This is a genomic window from Rheinheimera sp. MM224, assembly GCF_947090785.1.
GTDB lineage: Bacteria > Pseudomonadota > Gammaproteobacteria > Enterobacterales > Alteromonadaceae > Pararheinheimera.
In genome coordinates this window covers 2,997,193-3,016,287 of sequence record NZ_OX352320.1, presented here as the reverse complement: position 1 = coordinate 3,016,287, position 19,095 = coordinate 2,997,193, and the positions used below count along the sequence as shown (strand labels likewise).

The window sequence follows — 19,095 nt, the reverse complement described above, 5'->3', positions numbered from 1 at the left end:
ATATGCTGAAGTTGATAGGAAAAAGCCTGGTGGCATTCGCCCTGGTGCTAAGTGCAAAATCGTATGCCAGTTTAGAGATTGTCATCACAGATGGTGTAGACAGTGCCCGCCCTGTCGCTATAGTGCCATTTAAATTTGAAGGCAATACGCTGCCAAATCAACGTATTGCTGATATTGTGTCAGCGGATTTGATGCGTAGCGGTAAATTTAACCCTATTGCAGCAACCCGTATGCCACAGCAACCAACCAACAGCAAAGAAATTGATTATCAGCGCTGGATGAAACAAGGTGTTGAAGCTGTTGTTACCGGTACTATCCGTGAAGTAGGCGTGAACAGATACGCTGTGCGTTTTGAATTGGTTGACGTATTTAAAGGTGCCTCAGGCGGCGGTTCGTCTTCTGCCATTATTGGTGGCCAACTGACCACAGGTCTGAGTCATATTCTGGATGCACGTGAAACGACCATCAGTGGCGACCAGTTCAGACAATATGCTCATCGCATCAGTGACATCGTCTATGAAAAATTAACTGGTGAACGTGGTGCTTTTTTAACTAAAATAGCCTATGTCTTAGTACGTGACAAAGCAGACTTTAAATATCAATTAGTTGTAGCTGATTACGACGGTGAAAATGAGCAGGTATTATTAAGAGCAAAAGAGCCTTTAATGTCTCCGGCCTGGTCACCAGATGGTACTAAATTAGCTTATGTAACTTTCGAGAAACGTCAGTCGCAAATTTACATTCAAGATATTTATACTGGCCGTCGCAGTATATTAACCAGTTTCAAAGGTATTAACGGCGCACCTAAGTGGTCGCCGGATGGTCGGAAAATGGCCATGGTGTTGTCAAAAGATGGCAATGCTGAAGTTTATGTAATGGACATTGCAACAAAAGCGCTAACTAAATTGACGAACCACAGACGAATCGATACCGAGCCGTCCTGGTCGCCAGATGGTTCTAAACTGATTTTCAGTTCAGAACGTGGTGGTAATCCACAAATTTATAGCGTAAATGTAGCTTCAGGTGTTACTGAAAGGGTAACATTTGAGGGAGAAATGAATTTAGCTGCCTCTTATACACCAGATGGAAGTGGTATTGTTATGGTCAACAGAACAAATGGCCAGTATAATATCGCCCGCATGGATGTTGAGAGTCGCTATTTACAGGTGTTGACTCGCACTTATCTGGACGAGTCACCAAGCATTGCGCCGAATGGCTCAATGATAATTTATAGTACTTTGTACGGTTCGTCACAAGTACTGGCACTGGTATCCATGGATGGGCGCTTTAAAGCACGGTTACCGGCAGCAAACGGCAGAGTTAAATCTCCGGCTTGGTCACCATTTTTATAAAAAACGAAAATTTGGTTAATTGATTTACTAAGGACAACAATTATGAACTTAAACAAAGTTTTAAAAGGCTTGTTAGTTGCAGTGCCAGTGTTAACTTTAGCTGCTTGTAGCTCAACTGATGAAGTAGCTGCTACTGATGCAAACACTGGTGCAAACACTAACCAAGTGGTTGAACAAGGCCTGTCAGCTGAAGAATTGCTGCGTCAGCAATTAGAAGCTCTGCGTCAAGACAACACTATTTACTTCGACTTCGACCAGTCAGCAATCCGTTCAGAATTCGCTTCTGTTCTGGAAGCTCACGCTGCTTTCTTACGCGCTCGCACTAACATCACTGTAACTGTTGAAGGTCACACTGATGCTCGTGGTACTCCAGAGTACAACATCGCGTTAGGCGAACGTCGCGGTCAAGCTGTGACTCAGTACTTAGCTAACCTGGGCGTTGCTGCTGGCCAAATGTCAGTAGTTAGCTACGGCGAAGAGAAACCAGCTGTTGAAGGTAACGACGAAAGCGCTTTCTCTAAAAACCGTCGCGCTGTTTTAGTTTACTAATAACTGATACGAAGCAAAGCAGTGAAAAAATCTTTAGTTACTGCGCTTTCTGTTATCAGCATTGCCTCGTGGGCAGATCCGGCTCCTGTAGCCGATCTGTCCCGCGCTGGCGGTGGCGCTATCCAGACTCCAAAATACGCCTCCACGGCTGACCGTATAGCTGCACTGGAACGTATTGTTGAGGCCAGAGCCAATGCTCAGGTTGCTATGCAGCAGCAAGTGTCCGCATTATTAGACGAAGTGTCTGAATTGCGTGGCATCACTGAAATGCATTCCTACAAATTAGAAGAAATATTGCAGCAACAACGCAATATTTATCAGGAAATTGACCGGAGAATGGGCGCAGGCGCCAGTTCAGGTGCAACTCCAACCACTCCGACACAACCAACAAGCACACCAACAACATCAGCTGAACAGGCGCCTATAGGCAATCCTGCTGCTGTGGTGAATGCTGAACCTGTAACTGCTGAAACCACAGATGCAGGTGGCGCTGAAGCCTCTTCCAGCCCGTCGGAAAGTGATGCTTATGAAAGTGCGGTGAATTTGGTGCTGAAAGATCGCGCCTACGATGCAGCTATCCCTGCATTTGAAAATTTTGTCCGTACTTACCCGGATTCCAGCTACGCACCAAACTCTTACTATTGGTTAGGCCAGTTGTTTTTTACCAAAAACGAACTGTTGAAAGCCAAAGCTCAGTTTGAACGTGTTGTTGCTCAGTATCCGCAGTCAGCAAAAGCTGCTGATTCTTTATCTAAACTGGGTCAACTGGCAGAAAGAGAAGGCGATACAGCTGCAGCCAAGCAGTTTTATCAACTCTTAGTCAGCAAATACCCTCAGTCTAAGCCTGCAAAAGCAGCAAAGGCCAAGTTAGAGACTCTGTAAGCGACTTGTTGTGCTGAATAAAAGCCCTGGTATATACCGGGGTTTTTTTATGTATGGCGTATAAGTCAGGTTGAAAAAGTCGCTAGAAGTTTGCGGACTTTGAAAAAAGTAAGCTGGGATCAGAGCAACTCAGGGAAACTGGCCGTTGCTGCGGTTATCGAATAAAGACTCTTTTGCTGTACAGAAATAACACTGTTGTTTTTATTTTCGCCGCTGCCTTTCGTTTTGTGCTGGCATTTTAAGCAGTTGAACAAAGAAAATGGCCTTTCTGGTAATTTTTGGTTGCACTGGAAATTTAAATAAGTAAGATATGCGTCCGCGGCAGGGGTCATTAGCTCAGCTGGTAGAGCAGCGGACTTTTAATCCGTTGGTCGATGATTCGAATTCATCATGACCCACCACTCCCGCGCAAACTTTGGTATCGAAATGGGTCATTAGCTCAGCTGGTAGAGCAGCGGACTTTTAATCCGTTGGTCGATGATTCGAATTCATCATGACCCACCACTTCGATACCCCTGTTTGGGTCATTAGCTCAGCTGGTAGAGCAGCGGACTTTTAATCCGTTGGTCGATGGTTCAAATCCATCATGACCCACCACTTTCTCGATTCTCCTTGCATGGGTCATTAGCTCAGCTGGTAGAGCAGCGGACTTTTAATCCGTTGGTCGATGGTTCAAATCCATCATGACCCACCATGCAATCGTTACCTTCCTTGTGTTTCCTGCTAAAGTTTTTGTGTATAATGCCGCACTTTTCAAAACCGGGTGGCCGTTATGGATCAAGCACTGCACTTCAACGAACTTGACTTTGTATTCCCGAAAAAACCTTTGCCGTTAAATGCGGATCAAAAAGCTGCCTACAAAGAACGTATCAAGCTTTTATTACAGCAACGTGATGCTGTATTGGTTGCGCACTATTACACAGACCCTGAGATTCAGGCTTTGGCCGAAGAGACAGGTGGTTGTGTGTCAGACTCGCTGGAGATGGCGCGTTTTGGCAATAAGCATTCAGCTAAAACCTTAATAGTGGCCGGCGTAAAGTTTATGGGCGAAACCGCCAAAATTCTGAACCCGGAAAAGACGGTATTAATGCCAACTCTTGAAGCCACTTGTTCACTGGACTTAGGCTGCCCTGCAGATGCGTTCAGCGCGTTCTGCGACGAGCACCCTGACCGTGTTGTCGTTGTGTACGCAAATACCTCTGCTGCTGTAAAAGCCCGTGCTGATTGGGTGGTGACATCCTCTATCGCCCTGGACGTCGTAGAACACTTAGACAGCGAAGGCAAAAAGATTCTGTGGGGCCCGGACCGTCACCTGGGCGCTTATGTACAAAAACAAACCGGAGCCGACATGCTGTTATGGCAGGGCGCTTGTATTGTGCATGATGAGTTTAAAGCCAAAGCGCTGGTGGAGCTGAAAAAGCAATATCCAAACGCTGCAGTGCTGGTTCACCCTGAGTCTCCAGCCAACGTGGTTGATTTAGCCGATGCGGTAGGTTCTACCAGTCAGTTGATCAAAGCCAGCCAGACCATGCCAAACGACACCTTTATCGTGGCTACAGACCGCGGCATCTTCTACAAGATGCAACAGGCTATGCCAGATAAGACCTTTATTGAAGCTCCAACGGGCGGTAACGGCGCAACGTGCCGCAGCTGCGCTCATTGCCCTTGGATGGCGATGAACGGTCTGAAGGCGATTGAGGACGCTTTGCTGCAGTCTGAAGGTCACGAGATCTTTGTTGATGCTGATTTACGCGAACAGGCGTTAATCCCGCTGGACAGAATGCTTAACTTCGCAAAATCAGCGCAAATGCCGGTAAAAGGTAACGCTTAGTAAGGTTTTGCTGAAAATTTCAGCAAAAGAAAGTGGTTCTGTATTTAACTGTTGCACGGCGCGGTGATTTTCAATAGGATAGCCGCGCTTGCTGTAGCAAGCCTCGGAGAGATGGCTGAGTGGCTGAAGGCGCACGCCTGGAAAGTGTGTTTAGGTTAACCCCTAACGAGGGTTCGAATCCCTCTCTCTCCGCCAGATTAAATGAAAAAGCCCCGGACGAAAGTTCGGGGCTTTTTCATTTAAACCGGAGAGCGAGGATTTGGTTCGGACCCTTAGTTCGACAAATTCGCCGGGAGCGAATTTGGACGCGCTTTAGCGCGGCCCGTAGGGCCAGCACCATGGATGGTGCTGGCAATCCCTCGGCACGCAAAATCGGGGCTTTTTCATTTAAACCGGAGAGTGAGGATTTGGTTCGAACCCTATGTTCGACAAATTCGCCCGGAGCGAATTTGGACGCGCTTCAGCGCGGCCCGCGCCATGGATGGTGCTGGCAATCCCTCAGAGCTGCCAAAAGCGTGGGCCTTTTTCATTTAAACCTTCGATTGAGGATTAGGTTAGCCCCCTTACTTTTGCCAAACACATCACTCCGACCAATACCAACTAGTCAGGTTATAACGATACACAGCATCAGCTTCGCTAGCCAAAGCCTTGACCCAATGCTCTGAACCTTCTGATGAAGGATCAAACAATACGCAGCGATTGTAGACAGGCGCTATAGCAATGGGTTTATCTGCTTCGCCCATAAAAATCAGTTCACCCCCATCACCCTGTTGCCAGTCTTTATTGAGATACAACAGCATACAGACCTCCCGGCCCGGTGAGTCATCCGCATGCTGATTAACAAAATCTCTGGCGCTTAAGCGAAAAAAGTTAGTGTTAATTTCAGGCTCGGCTACATTGATGTCCGTGATTCGCACATCAAAAATCTTAGATAACAACGACATAAATTCGTCACCACGTAAGAATTGTAGAAATGCCAGCGCAGTAGTTGACTTGCTGTCTTCAGGAGTTTGCAGAGGGCGCTGCCAAAGATCCCGCTGTACAAAACGTTCTGTATCAGGCGTTTCTTGCCATGTCTCATTATTCACATAGAGCGCTGAGTAGCTGTGTTTTTGCGTTTTCCACTGTTGTTCTTGCTGTAAAACATCAGCAACTTCGTCGAGTTTGGTTGGATCAAATAAACCATCAATTACGACATGATGCGGTGTTGATCGCACTAAAGCCTTTCGGTAAGCCCGGAGGGCTGAAGGGATAATTTGCTGTTTATTCAGCCACATAAAGATGACCACTTAGGGGGAATACTATCTCAATGGCCGGATGATACAATATTTTGTAGTCTGCTTACTGAGCAAATCATGAATGATGAATAAGGTAGTACCTGCTCAACCCACCCGCCATTCCAGACCATAATGTGCAAATAGTTCCGCATCTTTAGCAAACCACACTTCAAAAGCCTGCACATCAAAACCTTCTTGTTGAGCCAGCCTGAATATTCTGACAGATAGCTCCAGTAAGTCACGGTAAACCCAGGCTTTGCCTTGGTATATCACCGCCAAATCGGGATGTTCCGCCAATATCTCTATCGCTTTCATCGTCTGATTCAAACGACGTAGTTGCTCTGTGCGCCATGTTGTGTTCATCGTTACGCTCCTTTGGTCAAAATACCGTCAGTATTTGCTGAGTACATGATGCATTTCAATTTTTGTGCCATGGCTTTTACGGACAACAGAACTTAACGCAGTGCGCGGCCCAGCAAAGAAAAATAGCCGAGCCAGTGTTGGGCTAATAAAGTAGACAAAGCGGAGTCCGGGTATAAACCCGCTTTAGCTGCTTTGCTTTTTAAGGTACCGCTGACTAAAAAGCTGTTTTTAAGCTGTTGCTGTTGCAGCATATGTTCAAAAGCCCGTGCGGCCAGTTCTTCCGGTTTGGCGTAATAATAAATGCCATGGCTTTGATCAAAGGCGGCAGAAGTTTTGACGTAGTTATTCGGTTCCGAGCCACTGACGGATAAAAACAGCGCCGCAAAGCTTTGATCCAGATACTGATTCAGCGGGTGAGGGGAAACTGCCGCATTATTCAGCCAACTGGAACTGGCAAAAGCGGAAGCAGGAAGCTCATCGGTAAATAATTTGCTGCAAATATAATGATCAAAGGCGTGAAACCACTCATGCGCCAGACTGCCTCCGCCGGCATTTTTGGCCAGAGCCAATAAACGCCCCTGAGGCTGATAAAAAGCACAGCTGCCTTGTTGACCACCTATACCAAAATTAAGGCTTAGGCTTTGGTTCAGTGAAATCACTTGTTCCGGCACCTGTAACAGCAGCATCAGGTCAGATAAAGCGTCAAAAAACAGGTTAGCAGCCAGTTGCTGTTCGGCGGCTGTGACCCAGCGGCCAATTTTAATGCTTTGGAAACCAAAAATTTTTACTATATCCAAAAAGCTGACGTCGGCGCCGGATCTGTGCTGCGGACCGTTACGAAAATAGGCTTGCTGTATGCGGGGTATTAAATCAGCCATAGGGTAACTGGTTCAAATTTAAACATTTTTTAAGCGCTTATGCTGGGAAAACACAGTTTAAGTCGTATACTGATGGGCGGTATAGTGATTTTCATTAAAACCTGATGGCTTTTCGCTTATGCAAAGCCTGTTGAAACAAAGAGTGATTTTATGTCCCTGCTAGAAAATTTACTGATTATGTTGCTGCTGATCAGTGCCAGTGCCTTCTTTTCCATGTCTGAAATAGCCTTAGCTGCTTCACGCAAAATTCGCTTAAAACAATTGGCGTCAGACGGTGAACCGCGCGCAGCCCTGGTGTTACAGCTGCAGTCTAACCCCGGTAGCTTTTTCACCATAGCCCAGATTGGCTTAAATGCTGTGGCTATCTTAGGGGGTATTTTAGGTGAAGCTGCATTTACACCTTACATCCTGAGCTTGCTGAATTTATTTTTTGAAAGCCCGGCTAATGAAGGCATCGCCTTTGGTTTGTCGGTATTTTTTGTCACCGCCTTGTTTATTTTGTTTGCCGATTTAATGCCAAAACGCCTGGCGATGTTGTCGCCGGAAAAAGTAGCCATTTCGGTGGTGAACCTTGTGTTATTGATGCTGGTTATTTTTAAACCTCTGGTCTGGTTTTTTAATAGCCTGGCGAATCTGGTCTTTAAACTCTTTAACGTGCCAATGCAACGTATCGATCAAATTACGCCTGAAGATATAGTGGCCATGATGGATGAAGGTGCTCAGGCTGGTGTCTTACAACAGCAGGAACGCACTTTGCTGGAGAACGTATTTGATATGGACTCCCGCACTGTCACGTCCGCCATGACGGCGCGCGAAAGCTTAATTTATTTTAATTTAAAAGAAACAGCCGAGAGCATCAAAAACAAAATCGCCGAACATCCACACGCCAAATTTATTGTCTGCGATGACAGTCTGGATAAAGTGGTGGGTTATGTCGACAGTCGCGATATTCTGATGCAGGTGTTGCATCAGCAGCCTATTAATTTACTCAAAGAAGGCATGATCCATACCCCTTTAATAGTGCCTGATTCCTTGTCACTGTATGAGGTGCTGGCGCATTTTAAATCCAGTGGCATTGACTTTGCTGTGGTGCTGAACGAATACGCTTTAACCGTAGGTATGGTGACACTTAAAGATGTGATGAGCATCGTCATGGGTGAGCTGGTCAATTCGGACGAAGAGCAAATAGTACAGCGTGATGAAGCGTCATGGCTGGTGGAAGGTTTAACGCCGCTGGATGATGTGATGCGAGTCTTTGATATTGACAGTTTTCCGGACGACGAGAATTATGAAACCATTGCCGGTTTTATGATGTATATGCTGCGTAAAATCCCTAAGCGCACTGACTTTGTGATCTTCCAGGGTTACAAGTTTGAAGTGGTCGATATCGACAGTTACAAAATTGACCAGTTACTGGTGACTAAAGTCAAAGTGGCAGAGCAAGGTGAGCAGGCTGGCGGTTAAAGGCTTAAAAAACGAAGAGCTTTGGGGCAGAATCTAACTTCTGCCCCAATTTAGTTTTATGCTTTCTGGCTGGCCACCCAGTTTTTCACTTTAGTATCCAGCACCGACATAGGCACAGCGCCACCTAACAAAACTAAATCGTGAAAGGCTTTAATATCGAAGTTGTCGCCTAGCTGCTCTTTCGCATAAGCGCGCAATTCCACAATCTTCAACATACCCAGCTTGTAGCCCAAAGCCTGACCAGGCCATGCCATATAACGTTCGATTTCAGACACTACATCAGACTCTGTGGTGCCAGTGGTTTCTGCCATATAGGCTATAGCTTGTTCACGGGTCCATTTTTTCGCATGCATGCCAGTGTCTACGACCAAGCGCACAGAGCGGAATAACTCGGCTTTCAGTCGGCCTAAATCACCAAAAGGGTCATCTTTGTACATGCCCATTTCTTTAGCAACCAGCTCTGAATACAAAGCCCAGCCTTCTACATAACTGTTGTATGGCGCAACACGGCGCAGCAGAGGCAAATGCTCCTGAGCTAAATTCAAAGCAACCTGCCAGTGATGGCCCGGATTGGCTTCATGGTAGGTCAGGGTTTTTAAATCAAATTTGGCATTGGCTTTAATATCGCGCAGGTTAATCCAATAAATACCAGGTTTACTGCCATCAATGGCTGGAGAGCTGTATTGGCCACCAGCAGCGCTGTCCTGAATTTCTACCGGAATACGGCGTACTTCCACCGGATAAGGCGGTTTAGTGGCAAAAAGCTCCGGCATCCGCAGATTAATTTCAGCTATGTATTTATTTAGGTCATCCAGCACCTGCTGACGGCCAGCGTCTGAATCTTCATATAAAAACCGTGCTTCGCCATTCAGTGCCGTCATACGAGCGCCGACAGTGCCGTCTTTATAACCCTCAGACTTTAAGATACTGTCCATTTCCTGACTGATACGGGCCACCTCATCCAAACCTATCTGGTGAATTTGCTCTGGTGTCAGGTTGGTATCACCCAGCTGTTTAACTGAATATGCATAAAACTTCTCACCATCAGGTTGAGCCCAAATACCAGACTCTATTCTGGCTTTTGGCAGTTCAGCCCGCACTGCTGCAGCGAGTTGCTGATAACCCGCCTGCACTTGCTTTTGTACTAAAAGGGCGGCTGAGGTCAGATACTGCTGTTTTGCTTCTGCAGTTAAATCTTTCAGACCATCCAGTTTTTTCGCAAAATCTTTGTACAGCACATGCTCTGTCACTTCACCACTGGCGTAACCATCCAAAATAGGCAGTGATTTCTCCAGCAGTACTTTAGGTGCTATCCAACCAGTTGCAGCGTCAGAGACAAAACGCTGTTCAACAGCTTTTAACGCAGCGCCAAATTTCTCCAAGCGGCTTAAGTAGTTTTTTGCGTCCTGCTCATTGCTGATTGGATGAGAGTTTTGTAATGCGCCAGCCATATCGATAGTGGGGCCATTGATCTGATTGACGACAAAAGCCGAGTGTCCCATCCAGGAGTCGATATAACCTTGCGGAAACTCTTTGCTGCCCGCGTAGTACTGCATAATATTTAGCATCACAGCTTGGTTTTCAGCATCAACAGCATCTGCTGGCACCGGAAGTGCTGCAAGTTGGGTCGCAATAGCAGTCAGATTTTTGCGAAGTTGGCTTTCGGCTTCAGCGCTATAGTTTTCCAGTTCGGTGTTAAAGGCTTTGCCTACTACGTCTTCAGATAAACCCAAAGCTGAGGCATTTAAGGCGCGAGCCTGAAACAGTATTTGGGTGGCCTGCTGATACAGTTGATCTGCAGTTAGAGTGGCCGGAACAACAGCTGCGACTGGTGTGGTTGTTGTGGTTGATTCAACTTGTTTTGGGGCATCGTTACAGCCGGTCAATAACAGGCCGCTGATGGTCAGAGCCAGAAAAGAGAGACGCATAGTTTTTCCTTGTGGTTTGAGTGCGTAAGGTGTGGCTTATCTTACGCTTTGCCTGAGCTCATTTCAGCAGTACGACAGGCATTTGCGGTAAAACAAAGTAAAAATTGGCTTGTTCGCGGTATACTTAGCCATCTTTGGGGAGTCGTTTCTCTGGCTCAATGTTGTTGACGAACACTATGATTGAAAAAAACACTCCTGCTTTTTACGCTGCCAGTTTTGCGCTTTGTCTGGCTGCTGTATTTGTGTTTGCCAACCTGCATATGTTGCAACCGTTATTGCCGCTGTTAAGCCGTGAATTTCAGCTGACACCACTACAAACCAGCTGGAGTTATGCCATAGGCACGCTGGCTCTAGGCTTGTCTTTACTGGTGTATGGCGCCTTGTCGGATTCTTATGGTCGGCGTACTTTATTGCTCTGGAGTCTGGGCGGTATGGCGCTGAGCACGCTGGCGCTGACTCAGGTCGAATCCTACCACTCACTCTTAGTGCTGCGAGCTTTGCAGGGCTTTTGTTTAGGTGGACTACCTGCTATTGCTATCGCTTATATGGGCGAAGAGTTCAGTAAAACGGCCATGGTGGTGGCCGTCGGCTATTACATCAGTGCCAATTCGTTGGGCGGCATAAGTGGGCGTTTGTTGTCAGGCTGGTTTGCTGAAATGAATCACTGGCAATGGGTGTTCTGGCCTATGGGGCTGGGTAGTGCGCTCTGTACTTATCTGGTCTGGCGTTATCTGCCTAAATCCAGCTATTTTCAAAAGCAGCCGTTTCAGCTAAAACAAGCCATGTCGGACAACTGGTTTCATTTACGCCAGAAAACCTTGTTGCTGACTTATCTTATTGGTGGCCTTAACTTTTTTATCTTTTTAAATCAGTACACTTTTGTGGCTTTCCGCTTATCTGATGCCCCATATTTGTTATCAAGCGGTTGGATAGGTTTGTTATTTATTACCTATTTAACCGGCACTGTAGGTTCTGCTTTATCCGGCAAAGTGGGGCAGCGAATTCATCCTGCTTTAGGTATGGCGCTGGGCATAGCCATTATGATGCTGGGCACAGTGCTGACGGCTTTTAATGCCTTGACGTTGATTGTGTTTGGTTTTTTTATCAGTGCCTTTGGCTTTTTCCTCTGTCATTCGCTGGCCAGCAGTTGGGTCAATCAGCAGGCGGTTAAAGCCAAAGCCAGTGCCAGCGCTTTGTATCTGGTGTTTTATTATCTGGGCGCTAGCTCTGGTGGTTTGTATTTATCGCCATTCTGGCAGCATTGGGGCTGGAATGGGGTAGTGGCTGGCTCCTTGCTGATGTTTATGCTGACTTTGTTGCTCAGCCTTTGGTTAAAACGTAGCGCAAAGGCTGAGTCAGGCTAATTTAGCCCGTGCCAGATTAATCCAGTCTTACCCAGACCTCCTCAATTTTCATTCCATCTTCCATACCACTGTGATGCCAGAGATCGCCTTCAACTTTGGCTTTAAATTCATAGGTTTTATTTAGCATGCTGGCGACTGAACCTGTTTGTGGCGTTTCGTGATAGTTATTGCCTTTCAACTGGTAAGTGCCTGTTAAGGCGCTACTGAAACTGCCGTCTTTATTGACTGTGACAAAACTGAAATAGCTTTTGGACAAGACTTTCACTGATTTCAGATCCTCGCCTGACAAGTTGATCACAGTGCCATCGGCTTTGGTGTAAACCGCAGATTTGAGTGTCCAGCTGCCTTGCAGTGATGCAGGCTCCGAGGCTATTGAGGGTAAAGCAACGCAGCAGAAAGCAGTAAAGACCCAGAGTGCTAAGTTCTTCATTTTGTTTCCTTTTCAGTAGTTTTATGAAGACTCACTCTACAACACAAAATGGATATTGATAACCCGTTTTAGTCTGCGCTCAGGCTGACGGTTTGAAAACAACCTTCAGCCAGATTGGCGAGGCTAAAGTTGGCAAGAGCAATACGTTTTAGCTGCAGCACTTTAAAACCTTGAGTGCGGCACATATAGCGGATTTGCCGGTTTAAGCCCTGGGTCAGCACAATTTCAAAACGATTGGAGCTAAGTTGGGTCACCTGACAAGGACGGGACTGATAGCTATGAGGGCCGACTGTCCAACTAACACCGGACGCCAGTTGCTCTAAAGCCAGGGTTGTCAGGGCTTTATCCACTGTCACCTGATAGGTTTTTTCGTGATAAAAATCAGGGTGCAACAAACGTTGTGCCAGTTCGCCGTCATTGGTTAGCAGCACTAAACCACAGGAGTCTTTATCCAGTCGTCCAACCGGAAACAGCCGCATAGGGAATTGCTGCAGCAGATGATACAAGCTGTCGGCTTTTTCAGGATTGAGGTTGCAGTCTATTCCGACAGGCTTGTGGTACAGCAGATAATGTTTTTCAGTGATAGCAGCAAAAGGTTGCTCATCAACCAGAATAAGGTCGTCAGCGTCTACATGATCAATATGATTGGCGGGGCGGTGATTCACCAAAACCCGGCCTTCGTCAATCAGCCTCGATGCGGCTCGTCTTGAACAAAGGCCATGGTCGGCCAGGTATTTGGCTAAACGAATTTTCATCCGCCTTTTACCTGGTATACCCAAGTCACTTAAGCCGCTGTGGTGGCTTTAGGCTTTGGTTTAAAGCGACGACGTTGACCGTTGCCGTTGTTATGTTCAGCCGCAGGTGTGGCCATATGACCGGCTGCCTGAGTCTGAATACCTGGTGTTTTTGGTGCTTCAAAGCGGCGTGGAGGCTTTGGCGCTTGCGCTGTTTTTTGACCTTGGCCTTGGCTCTGACCTTGGCCAGGTTTTTGACCTGAGGCTGGTTTTTGTCCGCCATTGGCTCGTGGTTTATTGCTGTTCGCGCTTTCACCTTGTGGCTTACGCACAGGACGAGGCGGCCGTGGTGCTTTCGCAATAGCAGTCACAGCATCCGGTAACGGATCCGGATTCATGCTCTGGCTTGGCAGTTTAATACCAATCAAACGCTCAACTTGTCTTAACTGTGGTACTTCATCAGGTGCGACAAAAGACACGGCTAAACCAGATTTACCGGCACGACCAGTACGACCTATACGATGCACGTAATCTGCTGGTGAACGTGGTAATGCAAAGTTCACTACATAAGGCAGCTGGGAAATATCGATACCACGGGCAGCAACGTCGGTCGCTACTAACACCTGAAGTTCGTTGGCTTTAAAGTCGGCCAAAGCTTTAGTACGGGCATTCTGGCTTTTATTGCCATGCAAAGCTGCAGATGGAATACCAGCAAAGGTCAGCTGTTCACTTAAACGGTTGGCTTCATGTTTGGTTGGCATAAATACCAGTACCTGTTGCCATTTGTTTTCAGTAATTAACTGACATAAAGCGGCAGTTTTCTGGCCTTTACCCAGCAAATATACCTGCTGTTCAATTTTTTCAACAGTCGTATTTTCCGGTGTGACCTGGATCATTAGCGGGTTTTGCAGCAGGCCCTGAGTTAAGCCTTTAATTTCATTGCTGAACGTGGCTGAAAACAACAGGTTTTGACGTACTTTTGGCAGCAAGGCCAGAATTTTTTTCAAATCGCGGATAAAGCCCATATCCAACATACGGTCGGCTTCGTCCAGAACCAGCATTTGCACCTGGTCCAGCTTTAACGCGTTTTGGCTTAATAAATCCAATAAACGGCCAGGAGTGGCGGTTAAAATATCCACACCACCACGTAAAGCCATCATTTGTGGGTTAATGCTGACGCCACCAAACACCACATGGTGTTTTAATTTAGGGCTTAATTCTTTACCGTACTTTTGAATTTGTTCTTCAATCTGCGCCGCCAGTTCACGGGTTGGCGTTAAAATCAGTGCCTTCACCGGGCGAGGTTTCTGAATAGGCTGTGCTGATAAAATTTGCAGTATAGGTAATACAAAGCTGGCTGTTTTGCCTGTGCCGGTTTGAGCGGCAGCCAACAGATCACGGCGCTGTAACACAGCAGGAATGGCCTGTTGTTGAATAGGGGTAGGTTGGGTATAACCGGCCTGATGTACGGCCTCAACCAAAGCAGGGTTTAAACCCAAAGCAGAAAATGACATTAAATTTCTCAAATAAAAGCGCGAACCCCAATTGGCCCACGCAAAAAGCCGCGCATTGTAACGGGAAAGCGCCAGTGCGACCAGCGCTATTGTTGGTTTTTTGTGCAGTTTAGTGAATTGAGTGGAATTAAAGCTGATTTAGTGACCCTGTGAGCCAAATCGCCCTTAACCAAAACGAAGAGAAGCTAGTTTACTTAAGCCCATAGCAACAGAGCCAAACTGATCACCACGGATCACCGGCACATCAGGCAATAACTGCTGCAGCATTTGTTGTACGCCAGGCACAGCAGATGCGCCCCCTGTAACAAAAATACTGTCTGGTTTTACGCCTGCGCTGTGTAAACACTGCTGAATCAACTTACTGATGCCAGATAATTCCTGATACAAAGCATCCATCAGCTGTTGTTGCGACAGGTTTTGCAAAAGACCCTGATCAATACGGTCCAGCAACACATCCACTGCGGCATGTTCGGTCAGTCCGATTTTGGCTTGCTCAGCTTTTTGATTCAGGTAATAACTTAAATGCTGCTGATACACCTGCACAAAGCGGTTTAAAAGTTGTGGTTCAGCCGCTAAATCTTTTAAATCCAGCAGTTCATCGTAGGTTTTTTCAGCGTAAAACCGCTCCTGTGCATGAATATCGATAATATTCACTGCATCGCTGAACAGCGCGCCAGGCAAAGGTTTGCCATCCAGCGCCAGGCTCTGGCGGCCAAAGAGTTTCATCAAGCCGTAAATGGTTAGTTTGATATCCATATCCACACCACCAATACGTTTACCACTGTGGCCTAGTAAATCGCTGCTGCGATCAAACTTCTGGCTGTGCTCTGGCCCTAAACGAATTAAGCTGATATCGCTGGTACCACCACCAATATCAACCACCAGCACCAGTTGCTCCTGGGTTAAATGTCTTTCGTACTCAATAGCCGCTGCTACCGGCTCATAGGCAAAATCGACTTCTTTAAAACCAACTCTGCTTGCGGCCTGATTTAAAATTGCCAAAGCCCGTTCATCGCCCAGCGCTAAATCTATGCCCTGAAAATGGATAGGGCGGCCAATCAGCACACGTTCAACCTGATGTCCTAATTTTTGCTCTGCGCCTTGTTTAATCCGGCCTAACAACAGCGTAGCCACTTGCGTATAAATTTCAGTTTGTGCTGGCGTTAAACGGCTGCCCAGCATCGACTTAGGCGAGCGAATAAACACACCACCTAAGGGATCCATGCTGTAGCGCTCATGCGCGGCTTTACCGACCAGCACAGTGCTGTTTTGCGCTAATAAACGGGTCAGACTAGCTGATAAGTAAGCGTCTTCGTCTTCCGGATCACGCTGGCGTTCGATATACAAAGCCGAGCTTAAATAACGGCTGCCGTCCTGCTCCAAAGCTAATAAATGCGGCTGTTGTTCCAGCATAAAACCAGCGGCACAGTTGGATGTACCAAAATCAACAGCAAGATAAGGAGCAGACATAAGATCACCTGTCAGAAAAAAGGGCGGCGAGTATAGCTTTAATCGTCAGGCTTGTCAGGCGCAAGGGGCAGGATTTTGGCCTCGCCTGCGGGTTGGCGCAACACTTGTAGTAAAAACGCAATGGCTTGAGGGGATTGGTACGAATTATGACGTGAAGGTACAATAATTTCCTGCACAGCTTTAGCTTGATGCGCGCTGAAAAAGGGCACCACGCCATCACTGATTTGACTGCAGCTTTTTTCGTCCTTGCAGGATAAAGCTCCATCGCTGCCGACAATAGAATAAACGGGTCTTTGATACTCAAGCTTATTTAAACCCTGCAATAGTGGATGACGTGGCGATAACACCTGGACCGAATGTGGGCCGCTGCCGCTTAAGTATTCCCTCATAGGTAAAGTGACCTTGTCCGGCCCCAGTTTCAAAATAAAGTTGCTCAGGATCAGCGTGAAGTTTTTTGGTAAGTTAATAAACCAGCTGGCCATTTTGGCCAGAATGGATTCAGAATACTCTGAACCGCCATGTGGCGTGTCCATAAACACCACTTTGTCGATATAAGGTCTGGCCTTAAAGATAAAAATATCCTGAATTTTATCCAGTTCTTTTTGCGCATAACCTATCTGTTCAGGCCGCTCCGTAAAACTGAGGTCCCACAATACATAATCTGTATTTTGGATCAGAGTTTTACTGATAATACCGCCCATACTATGACCAACCACCAGCATCTGATCCAGCTCCTTTGTGCCTCCTTCGGCTTTGAGCACGCCATGTAATTCATCCAGTTTTTTACGGATACGCATCGAATTATAAAAAGGCGGAGGGCCAGATGGATAAAAGGCATGCCAAATTTGATAACGTTGTTTGAGCTCTTCATCCTGCAGCACAGCCATTGTTAATTCATAGCCAATCAAAGGGCTGGAGTTTAAGCCATGGATCATCAGCAGAGGTTGTTTGTTTTTTTGCAGCGGCGTTATGCTGTAAATGCCTAATTTATTGTCAGCCAGTTCAGCATTAAATAATCCGGGTAATTCTAAATCGGCCAGCTTGGCTTGTTGCATCAACCATAAGTAACTGCTGGCTGCATCGTACAGCAGCGGATAAGACGCCGAGGCAAACTTCAACTCTGTTGCTCCCTGCATCATATACCCTTGCAATGTCAGTTGAATTTGCAGGTCTTTATTAAACTTCAGCTCCTTAAGGCTGACTGTCACAGAGCGGAAAATACCTTCTGGCGGGTAGTTTTTATCCCAGCCTTTGCCGGTATTTTCCCGTGCAGCTACCAGACTGACCCCTAACCCTGTGCCTTTTATTTTTTTGTGATGGCTTTTTATGGCCTGAAAATCACTAGCCAGTACAAAGTCTTCAAAGGGTAAGCCGGTTTCATCCAACGGAGGCTCCAGCACGATACGAAGCGCAGGGTGACGGTATTTTTGTTTGGGTAACATCAGTTGCAAAAAGCTGGTCAGGCTTTGATTGTATAAGGTAGTGGCTTGCTGCTGCTGTGTGCCTGTTAACTGGGATGATGAGAGCCAAAACTGGGCACAGCTGAGTTGCAGTAAACTTTTATTGGCTGTTTCGTCCGGTAAGTTCAGTAAATCCGGGCAATACAAGCTTAACTCTGAAGCGTCCAACTGCTGCATACGAGCATATTGGTAAGCAAAAAGCTGGTTGGCCTCCAGTGCTCTTTTTGTTGAGGGTAGTAGTTTTAAAAAATGTGGGCTGGTGCAGCCGGCAAGCAGAAACAGGCAGAGCAAAAACAAGCTGATAGTTTTAAGCCGTGCTTGCACCTGTAGCTCCTGTTGAACACTAAATATAGCTTCAGTCTGTCAGATTTTTCTATCGGACACCAAACAAAATTTATATTAAAAATCAGTCACTCAGCTATAGTATGGGACATTATTATTCTGGGTTTGAAAATATTTATTTTCGCATTTAAACCTTTTGCAGCTGTACGTGCGACTAACCAGATAACAACAGCAATAAAACAACAGGAATGGAATGTTAAGGTCTGACTTTCCGGCACAAAGCCCGCCAGAACAATGCGTGCGCCCCATGGATGATCTGGTGTCTTTGTCACAACAAGGCGATCGTGCTGCGTTCAGGCAATTGTATCAACAGCATTCTGGCCGGGTTTATGCGGTGTGCGTACGTTTGCTGGCTGATCGCAGTAAAGCAGAAGATGCCTGTCAGGAAGTCTTTGTAAAAGTCTGGCAGCAATTAACCTTGTTTCGTGGTGACAGCAGTTTCAGCACCTGGCTGCACAGCATTGCAACCCGAACTGCCATAGACTTATGGCGTCAGGATAAGTTGCTGAGACTGGCGACAGAAGAGATGCCTGAAATCGCAGGAGAGGAATTAGGTCAGAGCCGGGAATTAGAGCAGTTGATTTTACGCTTGCCTCACCAGGCAAGAGCCGTGTTTGTGTTGTTTGCTTTAGAAGGCTATCAACATCAGGAAATTGCAGAGCTGCTAGGTATAGCTGAAGGCAGTTCGAAATCGCAGTATCACAGAGCACGGCAGTTATTACGGGAGTGGTTAGATGAAAACTGAACATGAATTAGATGCCTTAATCGCCGGACTTTCCAACGAATTAAAGCCGTCCCGCGATTTATGGCCAGAATTGGAACTGCGTTTAACTGACCGCCAAAGTGTTACTGCTGAAGTGGTGCAGTTCAAAACCAGCAGATGGTTGTCAGTGCCTTTTGCCAGTGCTTATGTAGCGAGCGCTGCATCGGTGTTATTGGCTGTCACTTTATTTTGGCAACCGGCTACACCAGTGCAAACTGTTGTATTTAACCCGCAACTGGTGGATGCCGAAACTGCCATAGTGTACAGCTTTGAACAGGCTAAAGCAGAACAACTGGCCAGCATGAAGGCTATTGATCCTGTGTATGCTGACTGGCAACAACAACTGGCTCAGTGGCAGCAGGCGATAGGGCAAGTACAACTGGCTTTGAAATACAATCCAAATGAAGCAGTGTTGCTAAAACAATTACGTCAATTGTATAGCCAACAGCAGAATTATTTACAAAAAGTGGTCCAGTCGGGCCTGGTTTAATCTG

17 protein-coding genes and 5 tRNA genes are annotated in these 19,095 nt (G+C 46.6%); 13 read left to right on the top strand and 9 right to left on the bottom strand.

Annotated elements, in window-relative coordinates:
* Nucleotides 1-2 precede the first annotated feature (2 nt).
* The 9 genes from tolB to OM978_RS14110 all read left to right on the top strand — a co-directional run bounded on the left by tolB (nucleotide 3) and on the right by OM978_RS14110 (nucleotide 4,809).
* On the top strand, nucleotides 3-1,352 hold the full coding sequence (tolB, locus tag OM978_RS14150) for a Tol-Pal system beta propeller repeat protein TolB (protein WP_264342854.1): 1,350 nt from the start codon (nucleotides 3-5) through the stop codon (nucleotides 1,350-1,352).
* A 42-nt stretch (nucleotides 1,353-1,394) separates the two neighbouring features.
* Nucleotides 1,395-1,901 (top strand): peptidoglycan-associated lipoprotein Pal, encoded by a 507-nt coding sequence (gene pal / locus OM978_RS14145; protein WP_046520642.1) that lies wholly within the window; start codon nucleotides 1,395-1,397, stop codon nucleotides 1,899-1,901.
* A gap of 21 nt (nucleotides 1,902-1,922) precedes the next feature.
* The gene (gene ybgF, locus OM978_RS14140) at nucleotides 1,923-2,783 is read left to right on the top strand and encodes a tol-pal system protein YbgF (protein ID WP_264342852.1); all 861 of its coding nucleotides are present in this window, start codon (nucleotides 1,923-1,925) and stop codon (nucleotides 2,781-2,783) included.
* A gap of 325 nt (nucleotides 2,784-3,108) precedes the next feature.
* Nucleotides 3,109-3,184: transfer RNA gene (locus tag OM978_RS14135), tRNA-Lys, on the top strand.
* A gap of 27 nt (nucleotides 3,185-3,211) precedes the next feature.
* A tRNA-Lys gene (locus OM978_RS14130) sits at nucleotides 3,212-3,287 on the top strand.
* 17 nt (nucleotides 3,288-3,304) lie between these two features.
* Nucleotides 3,305-3,380: transfer RNA gene (locus tag OM978_RS14125), tRNA-Lys, on the top strand.
* A gap of 21 nt (nucleotides 3,381-3,401) precedes the next feature.
* A tRNA-Lys gene (locus OM978_RS14120) sits at nucleotides 3,402-3,477 on the top strand.
* A gap of 78 nt (nucleotides 3,478-3,555) precedes the next feature.
* Complete coding sequence (gene nadA, locus OM978_RS14115) at nucleotides 3,556-4,614, top strand: quinolinate synthase NadA (RefSeq protein WP_233009499.1); 1,059 nt, start codon at nucleotides 3,556-3,558, stop codon at nucleotides 4,612-4,614.
* 105 nt (nucleotides 4,615-4,719) lie between these two features.
* Nucleotides 4,720-4,809 (top strand) — tRNA-Ser (locus OM978_RS14110).
* A 386-nt stretch (nucleotides 4,810-5,195) separates the two neighbouring features.
* On the opposite strand, the gene OM978_RS14105 is transcribed toward OM978_RS14110, so the two are convergent.
* The 3 genes from OM978_RS14105 to OM978_RS14095 all read right to left on the bottom strand — a co-directional run bounded on the left by OM978_RS14105 (nucleotide 5,196) and on the right by OM978_RS14095 (nucleotide 7,132).
* Nucleotides 5,196-5,891 (bottom strand): 2OG-Fe(II) oxygenase, encoded by a 696-nt coding sequence (locus OM978_RS14105; RefSeq protein WP_264342851.1) that lies wholly within the window; start codon nucleotides 5,889-5,891, stop codon nucleotides 5,196-5,198.
* Nucleotides 5,892-5,996: 105 nt separating this feature from the next.
* Entirely contained in the window at nucleotides 5,997-6,254 is a 258-nt protein-coding gene (locus OM978_RS14100) for a hypothetical protein (RefSeq protein ID WP_264342850.1), read from the bottom strand.
* A 92-nt stretch (nucleotides 6,255-6,346) separates the two neighbouring features.
* A complete protein-coding gene (locus OM978_RS14095; RefSeq protein WP_264342849.1) occupies nucleotides 6,347-7,132 on the bottom strand; it encodes a CLCA_X family protein in 786 nt (261 codons plus the stop codon).
* A gap of 150 nt (nucleotides 7,133-7,282) precedes the next feature.
* On the opposite strand from OM978_RS14095, the gene OM978_RS14090 reads away from it, so the two are divergent.
* Nucleotides 7,283-8,596: a hemolysin family protein gene (locus OM978_RS14090; protein ID WP_264342847.1), complete on the top strand. Its 1,314-nt coding sequence runs from the start codon at nucleotides 7,283-7,285 to the stop codon at nucleotides 8,594-8,596.
* Between the two features lie 56 nt (nucleotides 8,597-8,652).
* Here the strand turns inward: OM978_RS14090 and OM978_RS14085 are convergent, their stop codons facing one another.
* Nucleotides 8,653-10,524, bottom strand: a complete 1,872-nt coding sequence (locus tag OM978_RS14085) for a DUF885 domain-containing protein (protein ID WP_264342845.1) — start codon at nucleotides 10,522-10,524, stop codon at nucleotides 8,653-8,655.
* A gap of 176 nt (nucleotides 10,525-10,700) precedes the next feature.
* Here OM978_RS14085 and OM978_RS14080 point away from each other — a divergent pair, with 176 nt between their 5' ends.
* Complete coding sequence (locus OM978_RS14080) at nucleotides 10,701-11,888, top strand: MFS transporter (protein WP_264342844.1); 1,188 nt, start codon at nucleotides 10,701-10,703, stop codon at nucleotides 11,886-11,888.
* A 16-nt stretch (nucleotides 11,889-11,904) separates the two neighbouring features.
* Here OM978_RS14080 and OM978_RS14075 read toward each other — a convergent pair whose 3' ends face one another.
* The 5 genes from OM978_RS14075 to OM978_RS14055 all read right to left on the bottom strand — a co-directional run bounded on the left by OM978_RS14075 (nucleotide 11,905) and on the right by OM978_RS14055 (nucleotide 17,820).
* Nucleotides 11,905-12,318 carry a hypothetical protein gene (locus tag OM978_RS14075; RefSeq protein ID WP_264342843.1) on the bottom strand — a complete coding sequence of 138 codons (414 nt, stop codon included), beginning with the start codon at nucleotides 12,316-12,318 and terminating at the stop codon, nucleotides 11,905-11,907.
* Between the two features lie 68 nt (nucleotides 12,319-12,386).
* Entirely contained in the window at nucleotides 12,387-13,073 is a 687-nt protein-coding gene (locus OM978_RS14070; RefSeq protein WP_264342842.1) for a pseudouridine synthase, read from the bottom strand.
* A gap of 29 nt (nucleotides 13,074-13,102) precedes the next feature.
* Nucleotides 13,103-14,566, bottom strand: coding sequence for a DEAD/DEAH box helicase (locus OM978_RS14065; RefSeq protein ID WP_264342840.1), 1,464 nt, complete (start codon nucleotides 14,564-14,566; stop codon nucleotides 13,103-13,105).
* 165 nt (nucleotides 14,567-14,731) lie between these two features.
* Nucleotides 14,732-16,036, bottom strand: coding sequence for a molecular chaperone (gene yegD, locus OM978_RS14060; RefSeq protein WP_264342839.1), 1,305 nt, complete (start codon nucleotides 16,034-16,036; stop codon nucleotides 14,732-14,734).
* A gap of 38 nt (nucleotides 16,037-16,074) precedes the next feature.
* Nucleotides 16,075-17,820: an esterase/lipase family protein gene (locus OM978_RS14055; protein WP_264342837.1), complete on the bottom strand. Its 1,746-nt coding sequence runs from the start codon at nucleotides 17,818-17,820 to the stop codon at nucleotides 16,075-16,077.
* Nucleotides 17,821-18,031: 211 nt separating this feature from the next.
* On the opposite strand from OM978_RS14055, the gene OM978_RS14050 reads away from it, so the two are divergent.
* Together OM978_RS14050 and OM978_RS14045 are read left to right on the top strand one after the other, a co-directional pair.
* Nucleotides 18,032-18,583 carry an RNA polymerase sigma factor gene (locus OM978_RS14050; RefSeq protein ID WP_264342836.1) on the top strand — a complete coding sequence of 184 codons (552 nt, stop codon included), beginning with the start codon at nucleotides 18,032-18,034 and terminating at the stop codon, nucleotides 18,581-18,583.
* Nucleotides 18,573-19,091 carry a hypothetical protein gene (locus OM978_RS14045; protein ID WP_264342834.1) on the top strand — a complete coding sequence of 173 codons (519 nt, stop codon included), beginning with the start codon at nucleotides 18,573-18,575 and terminating at the stop codon, nucleotides 19,089-19,091. Before OM978_RS14050 ends, OM978_RS14045 begins: the two co-directional genes overlap by 11 nt.
* Nucleotides 19,092-19,095 lie beyond the last annotated feature (4 nt).